We start from the raw sequence: 25053 nt of genomic DNA, 5'->3' as shown, positions 1-25053 counted from the left end.
GCCCATCGGCACCTGCTTATGAATCTGCCGATCCTGCCGCGGCAAATATCCGCGTCGACAATGGCATCGATGAACCCACTTGCGGATGAAGCCATGCTCGACCGGTTGCAGCATGCGGCCTTCGACTATTTCCTGCTGACCGCGAACCCGGCCAACGGATTGGTGGCCGACACCTCCCGACAGGGGTCGCCCGTCAGCATCGCCGTGGTCGGCTTCGCGTTGTCGTCGTATCCGGTGGCCGTGGAGCGCGGCTGGATGGATCGAACCGACGCGTCCCGGCGCAGCCTTGCGGCGTTGCGTTTCTTCCGTGACAGCGACCAGAGCGGCAGCCCCACAGCGACCGGCTACAAGGGCTTTTACTACCATTTTCTCGACATCCATGCCGGCACACGCGTGTGGCGTTCGGAACTGTCGATGATCGATACCGCCCTGCTCGTCGCCGGCATGCTTGCCGCGAGCATGTACTTCACGGCGGATACGGCCGATGAAGCCGAACTGCGCGAACTGGCTGACGCGCTCTATCGCCGCATCGACTGGCAATGGGCCAAGAACGACGGCGAGACCATCCGGCAAGGCTGGAAACCCGAATGCGGATTCCTGCACTACGGCTGGGAAGGCTACAGCGAAGCCATCCTGCTCTACGTGCTGGCGCTCGGCTCGCCAACCCTTCCCATCGCCGCGGATGGCTACAGGTCGTGGACGGCCACCTACCAGTGGGAAAACCTGTACGACTACGATTATCTCTACGCGGGCCCGCTGTTCGTCCATCACTTCTCGCACGCGTGGATTGATTTTTGCGGCATCCGCGACCCTTTCATGCGCGAGAAGCACTCGGACTATTTCGAGAACAGCCGGCGTGCCGCCTATATCCAGCGCGAGTATGCGTGGCGCAATCCGCATGGGTTCGCCGGCTATGACGAAAACGGATGGGGGTTGACGGCTTGCGACGGCCCAAGCGACGAGCAGTCGGAGGTATCCCATGAAGTAAGACGCCTGTTCGGCTACGCCGCCCGCGGCGTGCCGTACGGGCCCGACGATGGCACGCTGTCCGCGCCATGCGTCCTGGCTTCGCTGCCCTTCGCGCCCGAGATCGCCTTCGATGCGGCGTGCAGCATGCTCGCGCGCTATCCGGAGATACTGTCTGACGGCCGCCTGGCGAGCGGCTTCAATCCAGGCCTGGCCGGTGCAGATGGGCGTCTGTGGGTATCGGCGGGCCACTACGGATTGGATCAGGGCATCGTGTTAATGATGATCGAAAACCATCGCACCGGCTGGATATGGCGATTGATGCGACGTTGCCCGTACATCAGGGAGGGACTGCATCGCGCTGGGTTCCAGGGCGGATGGCTGCAAGCCTCGATTCCCGATGAAAGGGAAGCACGCGGATGACGCACTCGGACGACGCCCCGCCCGCCATGCCGCAGGATGCGCATGAGCGCGATCGCATCGCCGAAGTGGGTTCACGCGCGTGGAGCAACCCGCGCCCCGCAGCATGCTATCAGTTGGTGATCGTCGGTGCCGGCCCGGCCGGTATCGCTGCGGCCAAAATGGCTGCTGCGCTCGGCGCCAGGGTTGCGCTGGTGGAGAGCAATCGGACGGGCGGCAGTTGCCTGAACAACGGCAGCGTTCCGTCGAAAACCATCATCCGGACAGCACAGCTGTATGCCGAAATGCGCGATGCGAAGCGCTACGGTGGCCAGATCCCCGACGACATAAACGTCGACTTCCCTGCCGTCATGGAGCGTGTGCGGCGCATTCGCACCCACCTCGGCGCGGGCGATTCGGTTTGCCGCCTGGCGACGGCCGGCATCGACATGTTCCTCGGTGAAGCATGCTTTTCCGGACCGGGCACGCTGATGGTCAATGGCGAGGCCTTGCGCTTCGAGAGGGCGCTGGTGGCAACCGGTGCGCGGCCAAAGGTTCCCTCCATTCCCGGCCTTACGGAAGCAGGTTACCTGACCAACGAGAACGTATTCGACCTGACGGAACTGCCACGCCGCCTGATGGTGATCGGCGGCGGCCCTCTCGGCTGTGAGCTGGCCCAGGCACTCTGCCGATTGGGTGCGCAAGTCACGATCGTGCAGGACTTGCCATTGTTCCTTGGCAAGGAAGAACGCGATGCCGCACAGATTCTCTCGGACGCGTTTGCGCGTGACGGCATCCATATCCGGCTCAATACCATCGCCACCGCCGTGCGCGTGGACGCCGGGGTGAAGCAGGTCGACCTGCTCAGCGACGACTACAGGAATACCGTCCCGGTGGACGCCATCCTGACCGGCGTCGGCCATTCGCCGTATGTCGACGGGCTGGGTCTGGAGGCTGCAGGCATCGATGTCGATGCTGCCGACGGCATCCGGGTGGACGACTTCCTGCGCACGAGCAACCCACGCATCTATGCGGCCGGCGACGTATGTCTGGCACACAAATACACCCATACCGCCGAAGCCGCGGCCCGCATCGTGGTGCGCAACGCACTGTTGGGCGGCCACGAGCGGTTGAGCGCGCTGGTGGTTCCGTGGTGCACGTTTACCGACCCCGAGATCGCGCACGTCGGCTTGTACGTTCGCGAGGCCAATCACATGGATATTCCGGTGAAGACCTTCACCATTCCCATGCACGAGGTCGACCGCGCGGTCATCGACAGCGAGGAAAACGGCTTCGTGAAGATCCATGTCAGGGAGCGGACGGACAAGATCCTCGGCGCCACCATCGTTGCCCGCGACGCGGGCGACATGATCAACGAAATCACCCTGGCGATGGTGGCCGGCATCGGCCTGCGCACGCTGGCCAAGGTGATCCATGCCTACCCGACACGGGCAGCGGCGATCCAGCAGGCTGCACAGGCTTATTGCCGCACCGCTTCCCTCCAGGCATACAGGAAAGACGTCGGCGCGGGCCGGTGCGTCGAAGATGCCGGGTGATCGCGCGCCCTCGCCTGTCGCGATGGTCGCCACCACCGTGGCTTGCGCCGGAACGCCACGTTTACTTGAGTGCGTCGTCGACGATTCGTTGCGCGTCTTGCAGGATAGCGCGCAGGTGCGCCTCGTCCCTGAAGCTTTCCGCGTAGATCTTGTAGATGTCCTCGGTGCCGGAGGGGCGCGCGGCGAACCAGCCGCTGGCGGTGGTGACCTTGATGCCGCCGATCGGCGCATCGTTGCCGGGCGCACGGTCGAGCACGCGCTTGATCTTCTCGCCGGCCAGCGTGGCTTGTTTCACCTGCGCGGGCGAAAGCTTCGCCAGCCGCGCCTTCTGCGCAGCCGTCGCCTGCGCTTCCACGCGATCGGCCACCGGCTCGCCCAACTCATGCACGAGCTCACGGTACATCTTGCCCGGATCCTTGCCGCAGCGAGCGGTGATCTCGGCCGACAACAGCGCCGGCACGATGCCGTCCTTGTCGGTGGTCCACACCTTGCCGTCGCGGCGCAGGAACGCGGCGCCCGCGCTCTCCTCGCCGCCGAAGCCTAGCGAACCGTCGGACAGGCCTTCGACGAACCACTTGAAGCCGACAGGCACCTCGTACAGTTTGCGGTCCAGCCGCTTCGCCACACGGTCAATCAGCGCGGTGCTGACCACGGTCTTGCCCACACCCGCAGCGGCTTTCCATTCGGGGCGGCGACGGAACAGGTAGTCGATCAGCACAGCGAGGTAATGATTCGGTACCAGCAAGCCAGCGTGCGTCACGATGCCGTGGCGGTCGTGGTCGGTGTCGCAGGCGAAGGCGACGTCATATGCGTCCTTCAAGCCGATCATCCGCTGCATCGAGTAGGACGAGGACGGATCCATGCGGATCTTGCCGTCCCAGTCCACTGTCATGAAGCCGAACTGCGGATCGACCTCTTCGCTGACCACGGTAAGGTCGAGCCTGTACCGCTCCGCGATCGGCGCCCAGTAATGCACACCCGCACCGCCAAGGGGATCGATGCCCATGCGGATGCCTGCGCCACGGATAGCGTCGAAGTCGATCATGCTGCCGAGATCGCCGACATAGGCTTCGCGATAGTCGTATTCGCGGGTGGTCGATGCCCGGCGCGCCCGCGGGAACGGCATGCGCCGCACACCCTTGAGTCCGTCTTCGAGCAGCGCGTTCGCGCGATCCTGTATCCAGTCGGTGACGTCGAGGCCGGCCGGACCGCCACTGGGCGGGTTGTACTTGAAGCCGCCGTTGTCGGGCGGGTTGTGCGAAGGGGTGACGACGATGCCGTCGGCCAGCCCCGCGGCGCGCCCGCGGTTGTGCGCGAGGATGGCATGCGAGACGGCGGGCGTCGGGGTGAATTCGCCGCCGCTGGCGATCAGGGTTTGCACCCCGTTGGCGGCCAGCACTTCCAGCGTGCTCTCGAACGCCGGCAGCGACAGCGCATGGGTGTCGATGCCGACATACAGCGGGCCATCGACGTGGTTGCAGTTGCGGTAGTCGCATATCGCCTGGCTGATCGCCAGCACGTGCCATTCGTTGAAGCTGCGCTCGAACGAACTGCCGCGGTGGCCGGAGGTACCGAACGCCACGCGCTGCGCCGGCACGGCAGGATCGGGGCGCAGCTCGACGTAAGCGGCAAGCAGCCGGGATACGTCGACCAGCAGCGAGGCCGGCGCCAGTTTGCCGGCGAGCGGGCTGACCGTGGTGTTCATGTCCGACTCGCCCGCGGCCGACGGCATCGCCGCGCCGGGCGGCCGACGGCATTGCCGCGGCGGTGCCCGCCGACTTCCTCGCCAGGCGCGTGCGCGGGCGGCCTTGCCGCAGCGCGAAGTGAACCTAGCCAACTGCCGGGCATCGCACTTCGATCCGGTGATTCATGCCGTCGTCGACCAGCCGGACGGAAGGGCCGTCCGGCGGCTGGCCATCCAGACTGACGCGGCAACCTTCGAGCGCATCGTCCGTCCGCAGCACGGTGATGTGGTAATCCGTCTCGACATGGCGGTAGTCCAGCTCGAACGATTGCCAGTCGGCGGGCAGCAGCGGCTCGATATGCAGGCGCTCGCCCTCCAGCCGCAGGCCGAGCAGCGATTCCACGAACAGTCGATACATCCAGCCGGCCGATCCGGTGTACCAGCTCCAGCCGCCACGCCCCACGTGCGACACGGCCGCATAAACGTCGCCCGCGACCACGTATGGCTCGATCTTGTAGATGTCGATTGCCTCGGCGGTTCGGCCGTGGTTGACCGGATTCATCATGCGCAGCAGTTCCCACGCCCGTTCGCCGTCGCCCAGCTTGGCGAACGCCATCGCCGCCCAGACCGCCGCATGGGTGTACTGGCCGCCGTTTTCGCGCACCCCGGGCACGTAGCCCTTGATGTAGCCCGGGTCGAGCGCTGAGCGGTCGAACGGCGGATCCAGCAACTGGATCAATCCCTCGTCGCGCCGCACCAGCCGCCGATCCAGCGAATCCATGGCTTGCCGCTGCCGCTCTCCGCTGCCTGTCCCCGACAGCACCGACCAGCTCTGGGCAAGCGAGTCGATCTGGCATTCGTCGTTGCCGGCCGAACCGAGCGGCGTGCCATCGTCGAAATACGCCCGCCGGTACCAGGCGCCGTCCCAGCCATGCAGCTCAATGCAGGCCTGGAGTTCGGCGGCGTCGGCTTCGCAACGGCCGGCGAACGCTTCGTCGTCATGCAGGCGCGCGACCGGGGCGAATTGCAACAGCACGTCGCAGAGAAAGAAGCCGAGCCAGACACTTTCGCCGCGGCCTTGCTCGCCGACCCGGTTCATGCCGTCGTTCCAGTCGCCACAGCCGATCAGCGGCAAGCCATGCGAACCGCGCTGCCGGCTGTGCTCGATCGCGCGCACGCAGTGCCGGTAGAGCGATTCGTGCAGGTCGGAACGCGTCGGCAGGTCGTAATAGGACTCTTCGTCGGGCTTGAGGGGCCGGCCTTCGACATAGCCCGCGCTTTCGTCGAGCACACTGCGGTCGCCGGTGGTGAGCACATAGTGGCTGGCGGCCAGTGGCAGCCACAAGTAGTCATCGGAACAGTGAGTGCGCACGCCGCGGCCCTGCGGCGGATGCCACCAGTGCAGCACGTCGCCTTCGGGGAACTGGTGCGCGGCACACAACAGCAGATGTTGGCGCGCGCGATAAGGGGCGGCGTGAACCATCGCCATCGAATCCTGCAACTGGTCGCGGAAACCGAACGCGCCGCCGGACTGGTAATAGCCGCTGCGGGCCAAGAAGCGGCACGCGATGGTCTGGTACATCAGCCAGCCGTTGACGAGCACATCGACCGCCGGATCCGGCGTCTTCACCTGCAGCTTGCCCAGCGTCCAGCGCCAATGCGTGCGCACAGCATCGAGGACAGCTCCGGCGGTACCGAGCCCACGGCATCGCTTGACCAGCTCGACCGCCGCCTTGGCGTCACCGGCCATGCCGAGTCGGAAGATGATTTGGTATTCGTCGCCGTCGTCCAGGTCGAAGGCGAGCTGGATGGCCGCGCAAGGATCCATCCCTGCGCCCACCTGTCCCGACAGGCGCGCATGGGTCATCGCCGCCGGCGCCCGCAGGCTGCCGTTGCGGCCGATGAACTCGCTGCGGTTGCAGCTGACGCTGCGGGCGGGGTTGCCGACGTCGAAGAATGCCACACGGTCGGGGAACTCTGTGTTGTAGGCATTGCGTGCGAACAGCGCGCCGGTGACCGGGTCGGACTCGGTCACTACGTGCATGGCCGACCGGGTGCGTAGATCGCCGAGCACCCATTCGACGTAGCCGGTAGCGGACAGCCGCCGCGCGCGGCCGCTGGCATTGCGCACCTTGAGCACCATGAATTTCACCGGTAGGTCGAGCGACACGTAAACCTGCAGCTCGCTGTGGATGCCGCCCTCGCGGTGCTCGAACACGCTGTAGCCGAAGCCATGCCGGGTCACGTAGACGCCCTCCCCGCGCCGCGGCAGCGGGGTCGGCGACCAGTAGTGGCCGGATTGTTCGTCGCGCAGGTAGAACGCCTCGCCGCTGGCGTCGGTGACCGGATCGTTCTGCCACGGCGTGAGCCGCATTTCGTGCGCGTTCTCGGCCCAGGTATAGGCGCCGCCGCTTTCGGACACGACCGTGCCGAACTGCGGATTGGCCAGCACGTTGGCCCACGGTGCGGGCGTCGTTTGCCCGGCTCGCAGCACCACGACGTATTCGGTACCGTCCGCGCTGAAACCACCATAGGGATTGCCCAGCAGCAACCTATCCGGCACCGGTTCGGAGGCGGCATGGGCGGAATCCGGGCCGTCGGTGTGACTTTCGGACGTCTGCAACGGCACCGGCTTCGTCTGCAAACGCCGGCGTCCGACCTGCTCGGCGAGGCTGCCCCTGTCGTCGGCGATGACCAGCCGCGCGACGGCCTGCACCAGGATGCGGTCTTCGGCGGAAACCTGCTGGGCCGCGCGCACGAAAATCCCGCCGGGACGGTCGATCAGGCTCGCCTCGGCTCCCGAGGTGATCAGTCCCAGGATCAGATCCTGCAACTGCTGGCGATAGCCGGCACGATCCTCGTTCCAGATCACCAGGTCCACCGCCAGTCCCTTGAGGCGCCAGTACGCATGCGCCTGGACCAGTTGGCGCGCCAGTTCGATGTGGGCCGGGTCGGCGATATGCAGAAGGACAATGGGCAGGTCGCCCGAGATGGCCAGGCCCCACAGGCCGGATTGCCCGCGGCGGTTGGCCCGCAGGATGGCAGCGTCCGCGCGCAGGGAATCGTTGGCGTAGACGATGGAGGTGGCCATGTGTTCGTACAACTGCGCGTCGGCGAGGCTCGCGTTCAACTGCCGCAGCAGCACCTGGCTGTGCGTCCAGGCCAGGTCGAACACGCGGTCGGCGAGGTGACGATCGCGGTACTTCTCGATCAGGTGCAGACACGCGTCCCGGCTGTCGGCAACACCGGTGACCATGTCCACCAGCGCTGACTGACCGGGGTCGAGCGTGATCCGGCAGCGGATGGCGACGATGGGGTCGAGCACGGAACCCTCGCTGTCCGACAGGCGGCCATCGCCATCGGCGGCCATCGCCGCGGGATCCGCCACGCTGCGGCCGCGGCCGATGAAGCGCGCGCGGTCGGTTTCGTACGACAGTGCATCGATGTCGGCGTCGTGCACGGCCATCAGGTGGCACATCCACGGCACCTGCTCGCTGGCCAGACGGGGGCGCCGCCTGCAGACGATGGCCTGCAGCGGCCGCACCAACTCGGTCTGCACGAACAGGTTGCTGAAGGCGGGTTGCATCGCGTCGGCCATGGGCGGCGCCAGCACCACCTCGGCATAGCTGGTGATCTCGATGGTGCGACGCACGCGCGCCTGGTTGGTGATGCGTAGGCGCCGAAGCTCGACGTCGTCCTCCGGCGACACCACGATTTCGGTGTGCGCGTCGAAGTCGCGCTCGCGCACGCGGAACTCGGCCCGCGCATCGGAGAACACCGCCTCGTAATGCGCCGGCTTCTTCAGGGTCGGCTGGCAGGCCGCCGACCAGCATTCGCCGCTCGCCACGTCGCGCAGGTAGCAGAACATGCCCCGGTTGTCGCAGATGATGTCTTCCTGCCAGCGCGTGACGGCCATGTCCCGGCAGCGGCTGTAGCCGCCGCCGGCGCTGCTTACCATGACGTGATAGCGGCCGTTGGACAGGAGCTGCACGGCCGGCCGCGCCCGATCCGGGTCGGTGAAGATGCGCAACGTGTCCGCCGTTGCGGGCGGCGGCGCGTCGAATGCCGACAAGCCGGTGGTGTGCAGGTATTCCACCGCGCTCCTGGGCATGCGTTCCTGTAGAAGAAGCAGCGTCGCCTGGAAGCCGGGATCGGACGCAAAGCGTTTCTGCATCGGCCGATCCCGCAACAGGTAATCCAGCGCCAGCAGGCTCATGCCCTGGTGGTGGGCCATGAACGAGCGCACCACCACCGCGGGTTGACCGCGCGGCACGCGCGCGGGGGTGTAGTCGATCGCTTCGTAGAGGCCGAAACGCCCTTCCATGCCCTCGCAGACCAACCGTTGCAGATTGGCGCAGGCAGCCCCGGGGGCCACCATCAGTGCCAGCACCGCGGCGTAGGGCGCCACCACGCGCTCTTCGCCCAGGCCGCGCTTGAGGCCCAGGCCGGGGACACCGAATGCTCGGTACTGATAGTTCAGGTGGGCATCGATGGCGTTATAGCCGCTTTCGGAGACGCCCCAGGGCAGGCCGAGCTGATGGCCGTATTCGATCTGCCTGGCAACCGCGGCACGGCAGGTCTGGTCGAGCAGGGTTCCCTCGAAGCTCGGCATCACCAGCATCGGCATCAGGTACTCGAACATCGAGCCCGTCCACGACAGCAGCACCGGCCCGTTGCCGGTCGTGGTCAACAGCCTACCCAACGCGAACCAGCTCTCCTGCGGAAGCTGTTCCTGCGCGATGGCGACGAAGCTGGCAAGCCTGCATTCCGATGCGAGCAGGTCGTAGAACCCGGCATCGAGCCTTCGCTCTTCCAGGTGGTAGCCGATCGCCAGCAGGTCGCGGCGGGTGTCGTAGAGCAGGCCGTATTCCATGACCGCCAGCTCGCCAAGCTGCCGTACCAATTGCCCGACAAGTGCCATCAGTGCCACGGCGGATCGTTGCACTTCGTCAGTACCGGACGGCGTACCGATGGAGCACGCTTTCGCATGTATCGATGCCAATCGACGCAACGTGGGCATGCCGACCGCGCCAGCCACGGGTTCGGCATGGAAGCGGCGCAGATATCCGCATGCATCACGGCACTGCATGACGAGCGCATGCGCCCAAAACTCTATGTCGCCGCCGGCAGCGGGTGCGAGCGTCGCCACGACCGCTTCGCTTCCTTTGAGCAATCGCCGTACGCAGGCATCCGCCAGGACAAGTGTCGCCGGCGGCGTGGCGCGAACGGCATCCAGTTGCGTCTGAAGGTCGGAAAGCGCACGCGTATCGGCATCGGCCGCCGACATTGCATCGCGCAGGACATCGAGCGTGTCGCCTAGCCCTTCCAGCGACTGTGCATCGAACAGCGGCTCGTCCGGCAGGGCCAGCAGGCCGGCGCGCAGCGTCAGCAGATGGCCGGCGAGGTTGCCGCTGTCCACGGCGGATATGTAGCGTGGGGAAAGCGGTTGCAGGGAAAGCGTGTCGTACCAGTTATAGAAATGCCCGCGATGCCGCTCCATGCGCTGCATCGTGCGCAAGGTGTGGTCCGTCCGTTCCAGCAGCCGCCCGGCGGTCAGGTAGCCGAAATCGTAGGCCGCCAGGTTCGCCAGCAGCGACAGGCCCATGTTGGTCGGCGACGTGCGATAGGCGACGGCCGCCGCAGGCCATTCCTGAATGTTGTCGGGAGGCAACCAGTTCTCCTGGGGCCCGACATGCGCGTCGAAGAACGCCCAGGTCTTGCGCGCCAGCGTCCGCAGGAATCGCCGCTCCCTCGCGGCAGGCACATACGTGGTGTGCCGGGGCGACCTGCCTGTCCACCAGGCGATGGTCGGCGACGCGAGCCACAGCAGCGCGAACGGGGTTGCCACCGCCAGCGCCTCCGGCCGCCACCAGGACAATCCGGCGACGGTGACGACGGCAAGGCACGGCGCGATCCAAATCAGTCGATACAGCCCCGCCAGCGTGCCGGTACTGGTGCGCTCGACGTCCCGCGATACGCTCCATTGCAGCAGATGCCTCCGGCTTGCGGCGACACGCCACAGCGTGCGCACGGCTGCGTCCAGGCTGTACAGCGCCTCATGCGGCAGCCATGCCAGCCAAAGACCGGCGCGCAGGAAATGCTGCCCGGCCGTGCGCATCGCCATGCGAAGGTGTTGTTCGGGCGGCACGTCGCGCGGCCAGCGGACCAGATCCAGCAACGAGTTCAGCAACGGCGGTACCAAAACGACGGACAGCACCGCCAGGGTCCACCGGAACATCGGCGAAACAACCGTCCAGCCCAGCAACAGCAACGCCAGCCATGCCGCCGGAATCAGGCTGCGACGCAGGTTGTCGAAGATCTTCCAGCGCGACAACGCCGACAGCGGACTGCGTTCATGCCCCCCGCCCACCTTGGGCGTCCACGGCAGCAGCCAGGGCAGCAGTTGCCAGTCGCCGCGGATCCAGCGGTGGCGGCGGCTGGCGTCAGCACTGTAGCGGGATGGATATTCCTCATACAGCTGCACGTCGCTGATCAGGCCCGAGCGCGCGTAGCAACCTTCCACCAGGTCGTGGCTGAGGATGCTGTTCTCGGGAAAGCGGCCGCCGATGGCCTGCTCGAAGGCATCCACGGCGTAGATGCCCTTGCCGATGAACGAGCCCTCCCCGAACAGATCCTGGTAGACATCCGAAACGGCCCGCGTATAGGGATCGATGCCGGCATCGCTGCCGAACAGCCGTGCATAGGCCGAGCGGGCCGCGCTGGGCAGGCTGATGCCGACGCGCGGTTGCAGGATGGCGTGGCCGGCGACGATCCGACGCTTGCCGGGATCGCAGACGGCGCGGTTGAGCGGATGCGCCATGGCGCCGACGAACTGGCGCGCCGAGCCACGCGGCAACTGGGTATCCGTATCCAGAGTGATGACGTATTTCACCTCGCGCAGGGGTTCGATGCGGCCGACGATCAGGGAAAAGCGATCGTGGCCTTCGCCCCGGAGCAATGCGTTGAGTTCGGCCAGTTTTCCGCGCTTGCGCTCGTACCCCATCCACACCTTGTCGCGCGGATTCCAGCGCCGCGGCCGATGAAAGAGGAAGAAACGGTCGGCGCCGGCATCACCGTAAAGCGCATTGAGCGCATCGATCCTCTGCCGCGCAAGTTGGAGCAGCGACGCATCCGGCGCCATGACCTCCGCCTCGGCATCCGCGAAATCCGTCAGCAGGCCGAAGTGTAGGCAGGCATCGCGATTGGCAAGAAAGCGAACCTCCAGCCCCGCAGCAAGTTCCTCCACGTCGTCGATGCCGGACAACAGCGAGGGAACCACCACCAGGGTGCGCTCGCGCACTGACAGCCCTTCCGAAAAATCCATGCGCGGCAGCATCTGAGGCGGGATCGCGAGGGTCGCCAGCCGGTTCATCACGGCGATCGCCAGCTCGCTCGCCAGCAGCGCGACGGGTATGGCGGCCAGCCAGAACAGCGCCCCGTGCATACCGCTGCCTTGCAGCGTGCGTAGCATCGGCCACGCGAGCAGCAATGCAAGCGACCCTATCAGGCCGAGGTAGATCTTCAGGGGGACGCGTGCGATCAGCCGTGCCCACGCCAGTGCGAAGCTCCAGCGCACGGCGATGCGTTCTTCCAACACGGGAAGGCCCTTGCCCACGAGACAGAAGCCGACATGCGCCTCCACCTCGGTGCCACTCTTGCCCTCTCCGGCGAACGCGATCGCCGCACGCGCCACGTCGGCCTCGGACAGCTCGCTTCGCCTGGCCAGCCGCTCCACCACGTGGCGGTAAAGATCGCGCGTGGCGAAATCCATGTCGGCGTAGACGCCCGCGGGATCCCCGCGCAGGATGCGCTCGACGATGCTCGTCTCCTCCACGAAGGTACGCCAGTCCATCGCCGACAGCAGGCGCAGGCTGCCGATGCTGCTGCTGATGGAAACCTGGTCGGCGGCCTGCTGCTGCGCCTCCATCTGGACCAGGTGCTCGATGCCCAGCCCCGACTCGGCGAGCCGCTGCTCGACCCAGTTCAAGGGCAGCGCCAGTGCCGGCCCCTGCCCTTGCAGCCGCCGCGTCAATTCGGCGACGAACGAGCTGGCCATGGGCGGATCGGAATGGGCCATGTCGGCTACCGCAAGCACGACGTTCTTCGGGTCGCGCTCGGCGATTTCCGCCATCCGATCCGCCCAGCGGGCGGCGAGGGTACGGTCGTTCCAATCCACCATGATGCGCGAAGCCACACGGCGCAGGTTCTCGATCAGTGCCAGCCGCAGCATGATCGGAATGGCCCACAGCTCGCCGAGCGTGAGCGGCGTGACGGTCTGGTACGAAGCGACGAAGCGGCACAGGCTCTCGTTATCCACCCTGCCGTCGCCGTGCGAGATGGTCTCCAGCGCAATGTCGTAGACGCGCGGCAATCCGGCGGATGCCCCGGCGGCCAGACGCGGCAATCCGCGGCTGTATCCCTTCGGCAAGTGCTGCTGGGCGATGCGTATCTGCTCTTCGATCAGGTAACCGTTGTCCAGCAGCCACTCGGCCGCCGGCGTGATGCGGCGTCCCGCGCGGATGGCCAGCGCGAACGTTTCGCAGGCGCGTTCGAGCACGGCCTTGTTGTCCACCAGGCGCACCAGCAAATCATTGGCCCGCGATTTCTGCGTGCCCGGCCGGTGCGCGGCCGCCAGCGCCGTACCATGCAGATCCATCTGTTCGGCGCTGAAAAGCTCCGAGCACAGGTTCGACTCGGCCTTGTGCCCGGAGCGCCGCCGCAGGGCCTTCCGCCGAAAGATGGCTCTGAGGCGATGAAGGTGGAACAGGGCTGGCGATCCGCCGGTTTTCAAGGTTCACACTCTCTTCTGGGGTGTTTGCGCGATGCCGATGCCGATGCCGATCGCCTTTCGGCGCCGACCGGAACGCCATGCGCTTTGCCGCGCGGACGCGCGGGCATGCCAGTACGATGATTGCGGCCTGCCATCCGTCGATGGGCCGCGCCACGAACCGGACGAACCTTCCGCACAGCCGCGTGGCGCGCCCGTATCGGGATGTATCGGGCAGCCTAGATTCGCCCCATGAAGACCAATACGACGACGACGAGCAGGACGAGACCCAGGCCGCCGGTCGGGCCATAGCCCCATTGCCGGCTGTACGACCAGCGTGGGATCGCGCCGATCAGCAGCAGGACGAGTACCGCCAAGATAATGGTGCCGATGGTCATTTCGGTTCTCCTTGGAATCGGTGAGGCACGCACCGCACTCGGGAACCTCGACCTCGGGCGTCAGGATTCTTCATGCGTGCCTTGTTGCAGATCACTTTATCCAGACGGAAGGTCAATCTCTGTTCGATAGCGAACGCTGGGCCTCCGTAGGAGCCCTGGCGATGGACACCGTGGTTTGTGTGCGGTCGGGTACAGACGGCATGCATGCCTCGCTGCATCATGACTTTGCGCCAGTGCATCGAGAGGAAGGCATGGATCGCTCCATGCACTTGATGGCTGGAAGCCTTCCACCGCCCGATGCAACCGTCGGCGGCTCTGTCTTGTCCGCGATGCGTGGTGACACGGCAGAAGGCGTCTCCGATTCCATGCAGAGGACCTCATGTTCAATGAGCTGCTAGTCATGGCCTCGCACGGTCTGCTCCATGCAGGGCCGGGGGCGATGCTGCTTTATCTGCTGGTGACGACCCAGCTCACCATATTCACTGTGACCCTGTACCTGCATCGCAGTCAGACGCACCGCTCGGTCAACTTCCATCCCGCGCTCACGCACTTCTTCCGCTTCTGGAGCTGGTTGACCACTGCGATGGTCACCCGGGAATGGGTGGCTGTGCACCGGAAGCACCATGCGAACGCCGATACCGCGCAAGACCCGCACAGCCCCTACATCGTCGGCATCCGCCGGTTGCTGCGCGAAGGCACCGAGCTTTACGCCGCGGCACGTCACGATGAAGGGTTGCTGGCCAAGTATGGCCGTGGCACACCAGACGACTGGATCGAACGCCATGTGTACACACCTCACTGCAACTGGGGTCCGACGCTGTTGGCGTTCATCAGCCTGGCCCTGTTCGGCGTCGGTGGCATGGCGATATGGGCGATCCAGATGATGTGGATTCCCTTCTGGGCCGCCGGCGTGGTCAATGGCATCGGCCATTGGTGGGGCTATCGCAATTTCGAGACCGCGGACAAATCCGCCAATGTCATGCCGCTTGGTATCTGGATCGGTGGCGAGGAGTTGCACAACAACCATCACGCCTTTCCCGGCTCGGCGAAGTTCTCAGTACGCCGCTTCGAATTCGATCTGGGATGGTTCGTCATCCAGGCCCTTTCCAGGCTCGGGCTCGCCCACGTCAGACGCATCGCCGTCATCGAACAGGCAAACATGACGAACCGCCTCGCCATCCACATGGCACACCCGGTGACTCTGGCACCACGGGTGAAAGTCATGACGGAATTCTTCCGCAAGGTCACCATGCCAGCCGTGCGCGAGGAAATCCGGCGCAGAGATCTCCATACCCCGCCGCTTTCGATGCACCTGCGCCGAGCGCTAGCCGATGGCGGGCGCTGGCTGTCGACGGACGAACGCAAGCGCCTCGACGCCTGGGTCGATGCCCGGCCGCGCCTGCGCACCATCTGCCAGTTCCGGGAACAGCTTGCCGCGTTGATGGAAAGCCGCCGTACGGATCGCGTGGCGGAGTCGATGATGCAATGGGTGCGTGCGGCCGTGGCCAGCGGCATCGACGCGCTGCAGGGGTTCGCCCTCTCCATGGGCGCCAACATGGCCATGCCAAGCTCTCAAGCCGGAGTTGCCGACACTGCTTTCCCGTCCATCCATCGCTCGACGGGCATCGCGGCCGCCCCCCAAACGCGGGACCGCCATGTCTGACCCGTTGTGGTCGCTCCTGCTTGGCGTGTTGCTCATTGCCATGGTGCTGACCGGATCGCTGCTCGCCCGCATCCTTCTCAGCAGCGCGATGATCTACCTCGCCATTGGCTACGTCATGGGGCCTGCCTGGCTTGGCCTGATAGCTCCCGATCCGCACAGCAGCTCGGACCTGCTGGGGCGAATTGCCAAAATCGCACTGCTCATTTCGCTGTTCACCGTCGGCCTGAGGATGGAGGTGCCACTGTTCGACCGGCGCTGGATACTTTCACTGCGGCTGGCTTTCGTCTCCATGACGATCACGGTCGGACTCATCGCCGCGGCGGCGGCCTGGGGGCTGGGGTTCTCGTGGGGTGGCGCGGTATTGCTCGGCGGCATCCTGGCACCTACCGATCCCGTGCTTGCCTCGGGGGTCAAGACGGAGCGCGGCACCCATCCCGATGGCCTCCGCTTCAGCCTTGCCGGCGAAGGCGCATTGAACGACGGCACCGCCTTCCCCTTCGTGCTGCTTGGCCTCGGCATGCTGGGCCTACATACCCTCGGTGCGTACGGATGGCGCTGGTGGGCGATAGACGTGTCGTGGGCCACCGTGGGCGGGCTTGGCATCGGTGCACTGCTGAGCGCCGCGATTGGCAAGCTGCTCGTACATCTGCGCACGCGTCATCGGCAGGCAACTGGGCTCGACGAGTTTGTCTCGCTGGGCATCGTGGCGGTGACCTATGGCGTGGCGCAGCTTTGCCACGCATCAGGATTCCTGGCCGTGTTCGCCGCAGGCCTTGCGCTGCAACGGGTAAAGGAACGCCCGCAGGCCGGGACGACATCGCTTGGCATCGCACCACAGTTCCATCGGTATGCCTACGGTGCGCTGGCCACGCACTCACACCACGCGAGCGCGACGATGACGCATGCCGTGCGCGGCTTCAATGCACAACTGGAAAAGCTCGCCGAACTGACCATGGTGCTGCTTGTCGGCGCCATGCTCCCCTACACGACGCCGTGGCGCGATCTGTGGTGGTTCATCCCGCTCTTGTTCGTGGTGATAAGGCCTGTGGCCGTGTTTGCCGGCACCCTCGGGGAATCCGTCGGCCTGCCTCAGCGCGCCATGATCGGCTGGTTCGGCATCCGCGGGATCGGCTCCGTGTTCTATCTGCTGTTCGCGATCCGGCATGGCGTGACCGGTCCGCTCGCACAGGAACTGGTCACACTCACCCTGGCTTGCGTGGCCGTCTCCATCCTGGTGCACGGTGCAACGATACGGCCGTTGATGCGCTGGTATATGAGGCCTCCTGGCGATAACGCCGGGACATAAGCGAAAGCCCCTGGGCTCCATCCCGGGGGCTTCCGTTTGGTACAGCGGACTCATGGGCGGCGGAGGCATAGCCTGCCGCCGGCCATGGCTCACGTGTGCTTCTTGTAGTCGTCGCGGCTCTTGCCTGCTTCCTTCTGGAACTTGCCAACCTGTTTCTCGGCTTGGCCGGAAACCTCTTTCACCGGATTGCCGGTGACCTTCCCTACGGCCTCCTTCACTGCACCCTTGACCTCGTGCTTGGTACCTTCGATACGATTCTTGTTCATGATCATTTCCCGTCGCTGGATTGCGACATCAGTGACATGGCACAACCTACGCGCATGATGCCCTGGCCTCTGTACGCCGGCCCACATATGTCAACACCAATACGAATTGGCTCGCACCGGTTTGACCAACCACGGATTCTTCTTCCCCGATATGGATTTCGTGCATGCATCGGCAAGAACAGCCGAGAGTGATCCGCAAACATGAGCCATTCACACCATGGTGACATGCGGCCATTTACCGTCAACAAGTTAAGCCACTGGAGATGGCGCTGGCTGGCTTCTGCCTCTCCGGACAAGGTAGCCACGCCAGACGACTCTGTATCGGGCCAGTGTGGTATTCCGGTATGCATCCGCACCAGGCGCCAAGTACTGGAGGAGCCGGTGAGTAACACCGCCCTTGCGACGGAAGACTGGTCACGCCGACCAGTGCATCACCGATGGACGCTGAAATTCACTTCCGGAAAGCTTGGAGGAAAAGTATGGTTGAAGCTTCCGATCCGCGACGGAATCAACTTCTCGCTGCCCTCCCCCAGAACGAATGGGGACGCTGGTCGCCACACCTCGAACCCGTGGACATGCCACTCGGCAAGGTGCTCTACGAGTCCGGCAGTCGTCTGAGCCACGTGTACTTTCCAACGACCTCGATCGTCTCGCTGCTGTACGTGATGGAAGACGGCGCCTCCGCCGAAATCGCGGTCGTTGGCAACGAAGGCATCGTCGGCATCTCGCTTTTCATGGGCGGCGAATCAACGCCAAGCCGCGCACTGGTACAGAGCGCTGGCCGCGGATTCCGGCTCAAGGCGGACTTGATGCTGCAGGAATTCAATCGTGCCGGCCCCGTACTCCATTTGCTGTTGCGATACACGCAAGCCCTGATTACCCAGATGTCCCAGACGGCGGTATGCAACCGGCATCACTCGCTGGATCAGCAACTCTGCCGGTGGCTACTGCTGAGCCTGGATCGACTGGATTCCGAAGAATTGGCGATGACACAGGAGTTGATCGCGAACATGCTCGGCGTGCGCCGCGAGGGTGTCACCGAGGCGGCCGGCAACCTGCAACAAGCCGGGTTGATTCGCTACCAGCGCGGCCACATCACGGTCATTGATCGCGCCGGACTCGAACGGCGCACCTGCGAATGCTACGCCGTGGTCAAGAAAGAGTACGACCGCCTGCTTCCACAAGCGCCACCGTGACCAACCATAGTCAACCGTTTGATTGGTTGGAAAATCTGCGCTCGGTTCACTCAGATAACGCGCCCAACTCGTCCAGGTGAACATGGGCACACCTCATGCGACAAGGCTTGATTTCTGCCACTTTCCTGCGTCTGGCCGTTGACATCAACGATCGCTAAGGCACATCAGAATATCTCAAATGGCAAGTGCCAGCCGGTCATGAGTTGTATGACGCCCGACGCTGTTCATCGCCATGAACTACTCGTGTGACAGATGGCAAATGGCGCGCAAAGCTCGCGCAGATCCATATGGACACGCCGTAATTTTTGCGTGTGCGGCGACGGCGGAAAATCGTCTCAGCACTAGTCCGTAGCCGCCAAATAGGCTGCCGAAACGGTCTCAGGCAGGCACCGCTCGGGAAGCTCTGGAATTACCTGCGCTGGGGCAATTTTTCGGAAGGTGCAATGGCGCTTTCGATCGGCAGGCATGCGCCTAGCTCGATTGCAGCCAGGTCAGCTCGATGTCGTCCTTTACCACGTCATCGACTTCGTCCACCGGAATACCGAGCAGTTCATTGATGCGGCCGTGGCGCATGCCGAAGAAGAGGCCGTTACGTCGGTAGGTGGCGCTCCAGGTGATACGGTCGACGTTGGCATGGTCGTACTCACCTTCATAAGTGAAACCGTTGGTGGTCTTGCCGGAAACGCTGGTCATGATGGTTGCCTTTGGAATGATGTCGTGGCCCAGCGTGCTCCTTTGTTGGGCCGCGTGGGGAGGGCGCACACTTGGGGGGCTTGCAGGGAATCGATTCGGCGCAGCGCAAAGGGATGAGATGCGGCTTCCGTGCGAGTTGAGCGGCATGCGATCGGACGCGATGGGCTCTTGATGAGCACCGCAGGGAGCGGTGCGGGCCGTTAGCGTTTGCCGGACTCGGGCTCGTAAGGCGTGGCGCCATCGTCGTCCATGCGATCGGCATCCTGGGCCTGGTGATCGATTTCACGCCGTGCGGCGGGGTCCGTCTTAGGCGTAGGTGGGGCAAAGCCGCTCGTCTGCGGTGCCCATGGCCATGCCACCGACGGATGATGCCGCAGAGACCAGTGATCGTACTCCTCGACATCGATTGCGGCGGGGTGCGGTTCAAAGCTGAGCCTGTGGGGGAAGAAGTACAGCGCGTTGGTCTGATTGAGGGCGTACATGGTGATTGCCTTTGAGTGTGCACTTGTCTGCGACAAGTCATAAGCGGGTGCTGGCCCGCGGCTCCGACGCGGTCGGAGGGAACTCAGTGGCGTCGAAAGATGAAACCTAGTCTGAGGCGTCCGGAATGGGCCCGAAGGCGCTCTGGCGTACAAACAACATGCGCCTGCCGCTGTTACGCGGCTGTAATGCGCAATCGCGCATTGGTGGCTATCGTTATTCGTCGCATACCGCGTGCCTTGGCGTCCATGTGCATGGTTGCAGTTACAGCCGCGTAACAACGAGCGGTGCAAAGTGATCGCGCTGGCAGTAATTGCTTTGCCGCCCGGTGGCCCCGGCTTGTGGCTGAGGTCAACGCCATGAACGCACATCTCGAAATTCGCCCGCATCCTCCCTGGTATGTCCGCAGCTGGGTCGCGCGCCTCCACCGCCTGCTCAGGCAATCTGACGCGGAGGCAACGCGCGTCACCGCCGTACCGACGAGCCTGCGGCAGCGACTGCTGGCGGCGCAGGATTTGAAGAAGAGCGAACAACGAAAGCGCATGCTCGCGCTGCTTCAAAGGGTGAAAAGGTAAAGCCGAGGCGAACCGGGTGATCCGCGCCTGCCACATCACGTTACGCGCAGCTAACAACACCACGCGCATGCTGCTTGGGCACCAGGAGGCACGTCGCTCCTGTCACGCCTCAGCCTCGCGGTACTCTCCCTAACGCCACTGAGCACGCCCCCGGTTCCAACCGGGGCCGCGGTTTCGGCCGCCTTGGATCTGCGCTTGCAGACCGTCACTCATAGGCAACTCCATGAACAACACTGTCACCAACGTTCGTACCACCAATCTCATCGAATCGGCCGCTGCCAATGGCTCTTTCAAGACCCTGTGCAAGGCGCTGGATGCCGCCGAGCTGACCCAGGTGTTGAAGGGGGCTGGCCCTTACACCATTTTCGCCCCCACCGACGAAGCCTTCGGCAAGCTGCCGCAAGGCACGCTGGACAACTGGCTCAAGCCGGAGAACAAGGCCGAGCTGATCTCGGTGCTGAAGTACCACATCCTTCCCGGCCGCGCGTCGGCCGCCGATGTGGGCACGCTCAGCCATCCGAAAATGATGCAGGGTCTGTCGACCCATATCGCCAAGGACGGTGACCGCTTCACCATCGACGGTGCCCATTTGGTCAGCACAGACATCGCCTCGAGCAACGGCGTGATCCACGCGATCGATGCGGTGATCCAGCCGCCGAAGGCGGCCTTAAAGCACTGATCCACTGACGCAAGTCGATTCATCTGACGCGCGAGGCGAGCGGATCGCTCGCCTCGCACCGTCAGCCATGCATCCGGAAGCCCGCCTTGTGCTGGCTTTTGCGTTGGATCCTTGGCTGGACTGCCTGCTGCACGCGGCACGTGCTGCTGTTAGCGGTCCCCTCTGCCGGTCTAAGCCGCGCGTGTCCTAGGTTTTGTGTAAAACGGGCACCGACAGGAGACTGCCGCCAGAGCGGAGACACCATGAGCCTGCGCAAGCACGATATACCCGACGAGCTGCTTAGCCATCTGTCGGCCAACTACCAGAAGCCCGAAGACCTGATCGGTGAGAACGGCCAGCAAGCAGCTGACCAAGCTGCTTGCTGGCCGAGAAGACCCTGGATGCGGAGATGACCGAGCACCTCGGTCACGACAAGCACGAGCCGGTGGCCAACCCGGCCGGCAACACCCGCAACGGCCGCGGCCGCAAGACGCTCAAGGGCGAGTTCGGCGAACTGTCCATCGAGGTCACGCACGACCGCGATTGCACATTCGAGCCGAAGCTGGTCCGAGCACAGGACCCGTTAGGAAAATCAATTCGTTGAATGCAAAGCATTTAGTCTGCAATTAGCCGACATCTATACCCATGTTTGCACCCATATTGCGACAACTGGATGGGCCTCGAGACCACTTGCGCGCGCAGCCCTCGTCAACGCTGATCCGGCGCGAAGCGGTGGCGTTCCCACCCTCGCTTCGTTGCTGTCGAGAACGTTGCTCACGGTAGATCGCCAGCGCGTCGATGGCATAGCTCCACAGTAGCCGTGGCACATCGACGATATGGTCGTACATTGGCCGTTGCATAAACAATCAGGCCACATTGGTGCGCAGGCACTCGCTGGCCGAATGCCCAAAGCGCGTCGCGCGGCGTAGCGACGTCGATCACTTCCCGTTGCATCAGGTCCACACCAGCCGCCTGCCAAGCCGGTGCGAGCGGTGCGACCCGCCGGCCTTGGTGAATGCGCCAGCGTGGGCAGGAGCTGCAACAGCTCGCCCACGGTAAGCAGCAGCTCGGTGAAAGCACGTTGCGGCAGCAACACGTCGACGTCGACACCAGTCGACTCTCCATCCGCGGCGATCGCCGCAGCGTGGCCGACGTGCCACAGAGTCTGCGTGGCCAGCAGGGATTCGAGGGCAGAATCTGCCGACTTGAACAACCCCGGTGCCGACCGCCTTGGTTGTTCGCCCCCCCCTGCACGTCTTGACACGCCAAAGCCATCTCACTATTCTCACTTCACATAAATGAGATAAGTGACGTGAAGCTCAGCATCCAATCCCTCACCGGGGGCCAATCACACGTCCTTGCAGGCTCCGCCGCAGGACGAAAGCTGTTGGCCGCATTGATCGAGTCCACTCCCGCAGTAACTGCGCCGGAGAAGATCTTTCTCGACTTTGCGGGGATCGATGTGGCAACCGTGTCCTATCTGCGGGAAAGCGTCATCGGTTATCGCGACTTCACTCGCGCGGCTCACCAAAACATCTATCCGATCGTTGCCAACCCAACACCGGCCGTTATCGAGGAGTTGGAGCATCTGCTCGACGCGCGAAATGACGTCCTCTGGTGTTGTTGGATCGACGCCGAGGACAAGATCACGAGCTATCGCGTCCTGGGCGACCTCGATCCGGCGCAACGTCAAACCTTCGACAAGGTGCGCGAGCTCGGGAGCTCCACCGCTCCTCAGCTAGCCGATCGCTTCCCTGACCTAGGGATCGGCACGACGGCCTGGAACAACCGGCTGTCCGGACTGGCCGCCAAAGGCTTGCTTGTCGAGACGCGCCAGGGAAAGACCAAGACATTTCGTCCGGTACTGGAGGGTTCTTAATGGGGCTCGACTACATCCGAAGCCAAACTGGCAAACCTTGGAAAAAGCGTTGGAATGGCGGGCTCGATCGCATGAAGGAGCCCACGCTGCTGGATCTCACGATCAGCGAAGTCTCGCGTGTTCTGACCGCCGAGCTGTTCCCTGGCGCCAGAGTCAAGATCGGAGACAGCTACATCGTTGAGCCGGCCGGCGACGATCTGATCATCAGCCGCGGCCTTTACCCGATTGGCCGCATCACCAAGCCTCCCGAAGAATCATTGGCGGCAATTGCGGACTACGGCGGCTATGCCCAGGGTGTAATCGAGCGAGTAAGCCTGTTCGGTGATACCACGGAGGTCCGTCTGAAATGAGTTCGCATCTCGACCTTCAGCCTCTCCAAACCTTCCGGGATCCCAACAGTCTTTGGGATGACCCCACCCACCACCCCCGGTCCCTCGGCTGCCTGACCTGCCCCGAACTCGCTCGCTGCGGCGGCATGCACAACAGCGCGAACGTATACGACTGTGATGCGTTGTGTAGCTGCGTCGACAAAGAAAAATGCGATCTAATCTGCCGCAACAGGCCGGCGCATTTCGTGCAGCGCGTACGCGATATCGGTGGATTCGATCTTGGCACGGTGCCCCGAGTGGCCCCCGTCGATACTCCAGTCTTGCCAAAGATCGTTCCGCTAGTCGATCACAAATCCGCTCGAGAAGGCAGGTTCCAATCGGATGCCGTCGCACTTCCACTCTATCGAGTCGTCGACTTGAAGGAAGGGAAGCTTCATGTTCACTCGCGGGAAGAGCTCGCCGACCGCTTTCACATCTCCGCCAGCACCTCGATCGTGCTCAGTGGCGTGGAGAAAGATCCCTACATCGAGCGCTGGTGGGAGCTGAAGAACAGGAAAGAAATACTGCAGGAGCTGCAAAGGCTCAACATCAGCATGATTACGAGCCCCAACTACAGCGTTCTGACAGACGCTCCGAGGACCGACAATCTTTACGCAATCAAGCGAATCGCGCTGACGTGGTCCGAGATGGTATCTGCGGGGATGCCTGCCGCGCTGCACGTCAATGCGCGTACGGAACGCGACTACCTGAACTGGCACGCTATGATCGCCGACCGCGAAGAGGTCGCGGCCCTGGCATTCGAGTTCGCAACAGGCTGTGGTCGGCCTGAACGCATCGACTGGCATGTCGATCACTTGTGCCAGTTGGCATCCGACCTGGGCCGGCCACTTACCCTCTTCATTAGAGGCGGCGCCCGTAAGCTACCCATTCTGATGCAGCACTTCCCTCGCGTGACGCTGCTTGAGACAGAGTCGTTCTCTAAGACACATCGTCGACGCCAAGCGCGAATACTGGATGGCTGCAAACTGAAGTGGGCTCTCTGTCCGACGCCAAAGGGCGCGCCGCTGGACGAACTCTTTGCGCACAACGCCGCTACCGTTCGGCAATTCCATGAACTGCCCCAAAGATCCATGCAGCGGAAGCTATCGGCCTCCAAACCCATCATTCGGCGTGCATCGAACCGATACGACCAGACCGTCCAGCCAGGCCTTCTGGACAACATCCACTCGGCCAGTCAGGCTCGGTCGGTCGCCGCAAATCGACATGGCATGGTCGCCGCTGCGAAAACGTAGCTCTCCCGCATCTCGTGCAAGCGCTCGGAACAGAGTCCCGATGCCAAAGCCATGACCGGTACTGCGATCGAAGCGAGAAGCGCCATCTGATGCCGCGACCCTCAGCGCGTCTCCGGAATCAGCTACCGCTGCGAATTCAGGATTCCTCCTCAAACTTGCGAGGACGCCAATGCCTGCATCGGCCACTACAAACTCGAATACTCCGGCGCTCACAGCATATGCAGCCAAGCCTGATTCAGGCGCCTCACTGTGCTCGTAGACGTTGTCTTGAAGTTCACCTAATGCGCCGATCAGGCCGTCGACGAAAGTGCGTTTCAAACCATGGGCAACTGCAACGTTCTGGGCGTGAAGGGCCCATTGCTCCCACTGAGTTTGGTCTTGTACTCCGGATGGGTACCTAGCAAATGGGAAAACCCCTGCCCTATCGTTGTTGCTACCGCCGCTGATCCGGCCCGACTCCATCGCGGCCAGTAGCTGGCGCGCAAACGGAATCTCAGCCGAAACCTGGGAATATTCCCCAGGGAACATTCTCCGCGCTTGCATCAGTTCGATTACCGGACCAATGCGGCCTGACCGGCGTAGGCGGATCGGTCCTCGCCGAGCCAGTTGGCCCCGCGCCGCTTGCCAGAGCAGGTCATCGCCGGCGTCAAACCCTGCCTCCAGTTCAGCCGTAATCTGAGCGGTCATCCTAGCCCCTTGAGTTTCGCATCAAAAATTTTGCTAATCAAGTCAACAGATGATAGTAGGCGCGATCCTCAGCCTTTCCTTTTATCCATTTCGATCCTTAACTTTTCGAACTCGCTCCTCTGGTAATCCCCCCGTAAATTAGCAGACGCTGAAAGTGGAATTTTCTCGTAATCTTTCCCGAGGAGGTTCCATGAAGAAGTCCCGATTCAGCGATAGCCAGATCATCGCCGTGCTCAAGCAAGCCGAGGACGGTACGCCC

At 63.7% G+C, this 25053-nt stretch carries 17 protein-coding genes and 1 pseudogene; 12 read left to right on the top strand and 6 right to left on the bottom strand.

Features of this window, described 5'->3' with window-relative positions; all coding sequences use genetic code 11:
* Positions 1-18: 18 nt before the first annotated feature.
* The gene (locus ISP14_RS18160) at positions 19-1389 is read left to right on the top strand and encodes a glucoamylase family protein (RefSeq protein WP_404542662.1); all 1371 of its coding nucleotides are present in this window, start codon (positions 19-21) and stop codon (positions 1387-1389) included.
* Positions 1386-2921, top strand: coding sequence for a mercuric reductase (locus tag ISP14_RS18155; protein ID WP_404542659.1), 1536 nt, complete (start codon positions 1386-1388; stop codon positions 2919-2921). The genes ISP14_RS18160 and ISP14_RS18155 overlap by 4 nt, the downstream gene beginning before the upstream one ends.
* 61 nt (positions 2922-2982) lie before the next feature.
* On the opposite strand, the gene pgm is transcribed toward ISP14_RS18155, so the two are convergent.
* A complete protein-coding gene (gene pgm, locus ISP14_RS18150; protein ID WP_404542657.1) occupies positions 2983-4626 on the bottom strand; it encodes a phosphoglucomutase (alpha-D-glucose-1,6-bisphosphate-dependent) in 1644 nt (547 codons plus the stop codon).
* A gap of 124 nt (positions 4627-4750) precedes the next feature.
* Positions 4751-13261, bottom strand: coding sequence for a GH36-type glycosyl hydrolase domain-containing protein (locus tag ISP14_RS18145; RefSeq protein WP_404542655.1), 8511 nt, complete (start codon positions 13259-13261; stop codon positions 4751-4753).
* On the opposite strand from ISP14_RS18145, the gene ISP14_RS18140 reads away from it, so the two are divergent.
* Positions 13250-13516 (top strand): hypothetical protein, encoded by a 267-nt coding sequence (locus tag ISP14_RS18140; RefSeq protein WP_404542653.1) that lies wholly within the window; start codon positions 13250-13252, stop codon positions 13514-13516. The genes ISP14_RS18145 and ISP14_RS18140 overlap by 12 nt on opposite strands.
* Positions 13517-13611: 95 nt before the next feature.
* On the opposite strand, the gene ISP14_RS18135 is transcribed toward ISP14_RS18140, so the two are convergent.
* Positions 13612-13770 (bottom strand): DUF3309 family protein, encoded by a 159-nt coding sequence (locus tag ISP14_RS18135; RefSeq protein ID WP_404542650.1) that lies wholly within the window; start codon positions 13768-13770, stop codon positions 13612-13614.
* A 379-nt stretch (positions 13771-14149) separates the two neighbouring features.
* Between ISP14_RS18135 and ISP14_RS18130 the strand changes: the two genes are divergently transcribed.
* Positions 14150-15433: a DesA family fatty acid desaturase gene (locus tag ISP14_RS18130; protein ID WP_404542648.1), complete on the top strand. Its 1284-nt coding sequence runs from the start codon at positions 14150-14152 to the stop codon at positions 15431-15433.
* On the top strand, positions 15426-16739 hold the full coding sequence (locus ISP14_RS18125) for a cation:proton antiporter (RefSeq protein ID WP_404542646.1): 1314 nt from the start codon (positions 15426-15428) through the stop codon (positions 16737-16739). Before ISP14_RS18130 ends, ISP14_RS18125 begins: the two co-directional genes overlap by 8 nt.
* A gap of 89 nt (positions 16740-16828) precedes the next feature.
* On the opposite strand, the gene ISP14_RS18120 is transcribed toward ISP14_RS18125, so the two are convergent.
* The gene (locus tag ISP14_RS18120) at positions 16829-17005 is read right to left on the bottom strand and encodes a CsbD family protein (RefSeq protein WP_404542645.1); all 177 of its coding nucleotides are present in this window, start codon (positions 17003-17005) and stop codon (positions 16829-16831) included.
* Positions 17006-17484: 479 nt separating this feature from the next.
* Here ISP14_RS18120 and ISP14_RS18115 point away from each other — a divergent pair, with 479 nt between their 5' ends.
* Positions 17485-18201, top strand: coding sequence for a Crp/Fnr family transcriptional regulator (locus ISP14_RS18115; RefSeq protein ID WP_404542643.1), 717 nt, complete (start codon positions 17485-17487; stop codon positions 18199-18201).
* A 471-nt stretch (positions 18202-18672) separates the two neighbouring features.
* Here the strand turns inward: ISP14_RS18115 and ISP14_RS18110 are convergent, their stop codons facing one another.
* Together ISP14_RS18110 and ISP14_RS18105 are read right to left on the bottom strand one after the other, a co-directional pair.
* Positions 18673-18894 (bottom strand): TonB-dependent receptor, encoded by a 222-nt coding sequence (locus ISP14_RS18110; RefSeq protein WP_404542642.1) that lies wholly within the window; start codon positions 18892-18894, stop codon positions 18673-18675.
* 200 nt (positions 18895-19094) lie between these two features.
* A complete protein-coding gene (locus ISP14_RS18105; protein WP_404542640.1) occupies positions 19095-19376 on the bottom strand; it encodes a hypothetical protein in 282 nt (93 codons plus the stop codon).
* Positions 19377-19733: 357 nt separating this feature from the next.
* Here ISP14_RS18105 and ISP14_RS18100 point away from each other — a divergent pair, with 357 nt between their 5' ends.
* From ISP14_RS18100 to ISP14_RS18075, 6 genes and pseudogenes are all read left to right on the top strand, one after another.
* Positions 19734-19949, top strand: a complete 216-nt coding sequence (locus ISP14_RS18100; RefSeq protein WP_404542638.1) for a hypothetical protein — start codon at positions 19734-19736, stop codon at positions 19947-19949.
* A gap of 223 nt (positions 19950-20172) precedes the next feature.
* On the top strand, positions 20173-20628 hold the full coding sequence (locus ISP14_RS18095; RefSeq protein WP_404542637.1) for a fasciclin domain-containing protein: 456 nt from the start codon (positions 20173-20175) through the stop codon (positions 20626-20628).
* Positions 20629-20870: 242 nt separating this feature from the next.
* A pseudogene (locus ISP14_RS18090) lies at positions 20871-21175 on the top strand (transposase); the annotation flags it as partial.
* Between the two features lie 744 nt (positions 21176-21919).
* Complete coding sequence (locus tag ISP14_RS18085; RefSeq protein ID WP_404542634.1) at positions 21920-22486, top strand: hypothetical protein; 567 nt, start codon at positions 21920-21922, stop codon at positions 22484-22486.
* The gene (locus tag ISP14_RS18080; RefSeq protein ID WP_404542632.1) at positions 22486-22836 is read left to right on the top strand and encodes a hypothetical protein; all 351 of its coding nucleotides are present in this window, start codon (positions 22486-22488) and stop codon (positions 22834-22836) included. The genes ISP14_RS18085 and ISP14_RS18080 overlap by 1 nt, the downstream gene beginning before the upstream one ends.
* Positions 22833-24107, top strand: coding sequence for a hypothetical protein (locus ISP14_RS18075; protein ID WP_404542630.1), 1275 nt, complete (start codon positions 22833-22835; stop codon positions 24105-24107). The genes ISP14_RS18080 and ISP14_RS18075 overlap by 4 nt, the downstream gene beginning before the upstream one ends.
* Positions 24108-25053: the final 946 nt, after the last annotated feature.

Source organism: Dyella agri (assembly GCF_044904705.1).
Taxonomy (GTDB): Bacteria; Pseudomonadota; Gammaproteobacteria; order Xanthomonadales; family Rhodanobacteraceae; genus Rhodanobacter_A; species Rhodanobacter_A agri.
The sequence above is the reverse complement of the archived record's forward strand: the minus strand, read 5'-3'. Positions and strand labels throughout refer to the sequence as shown.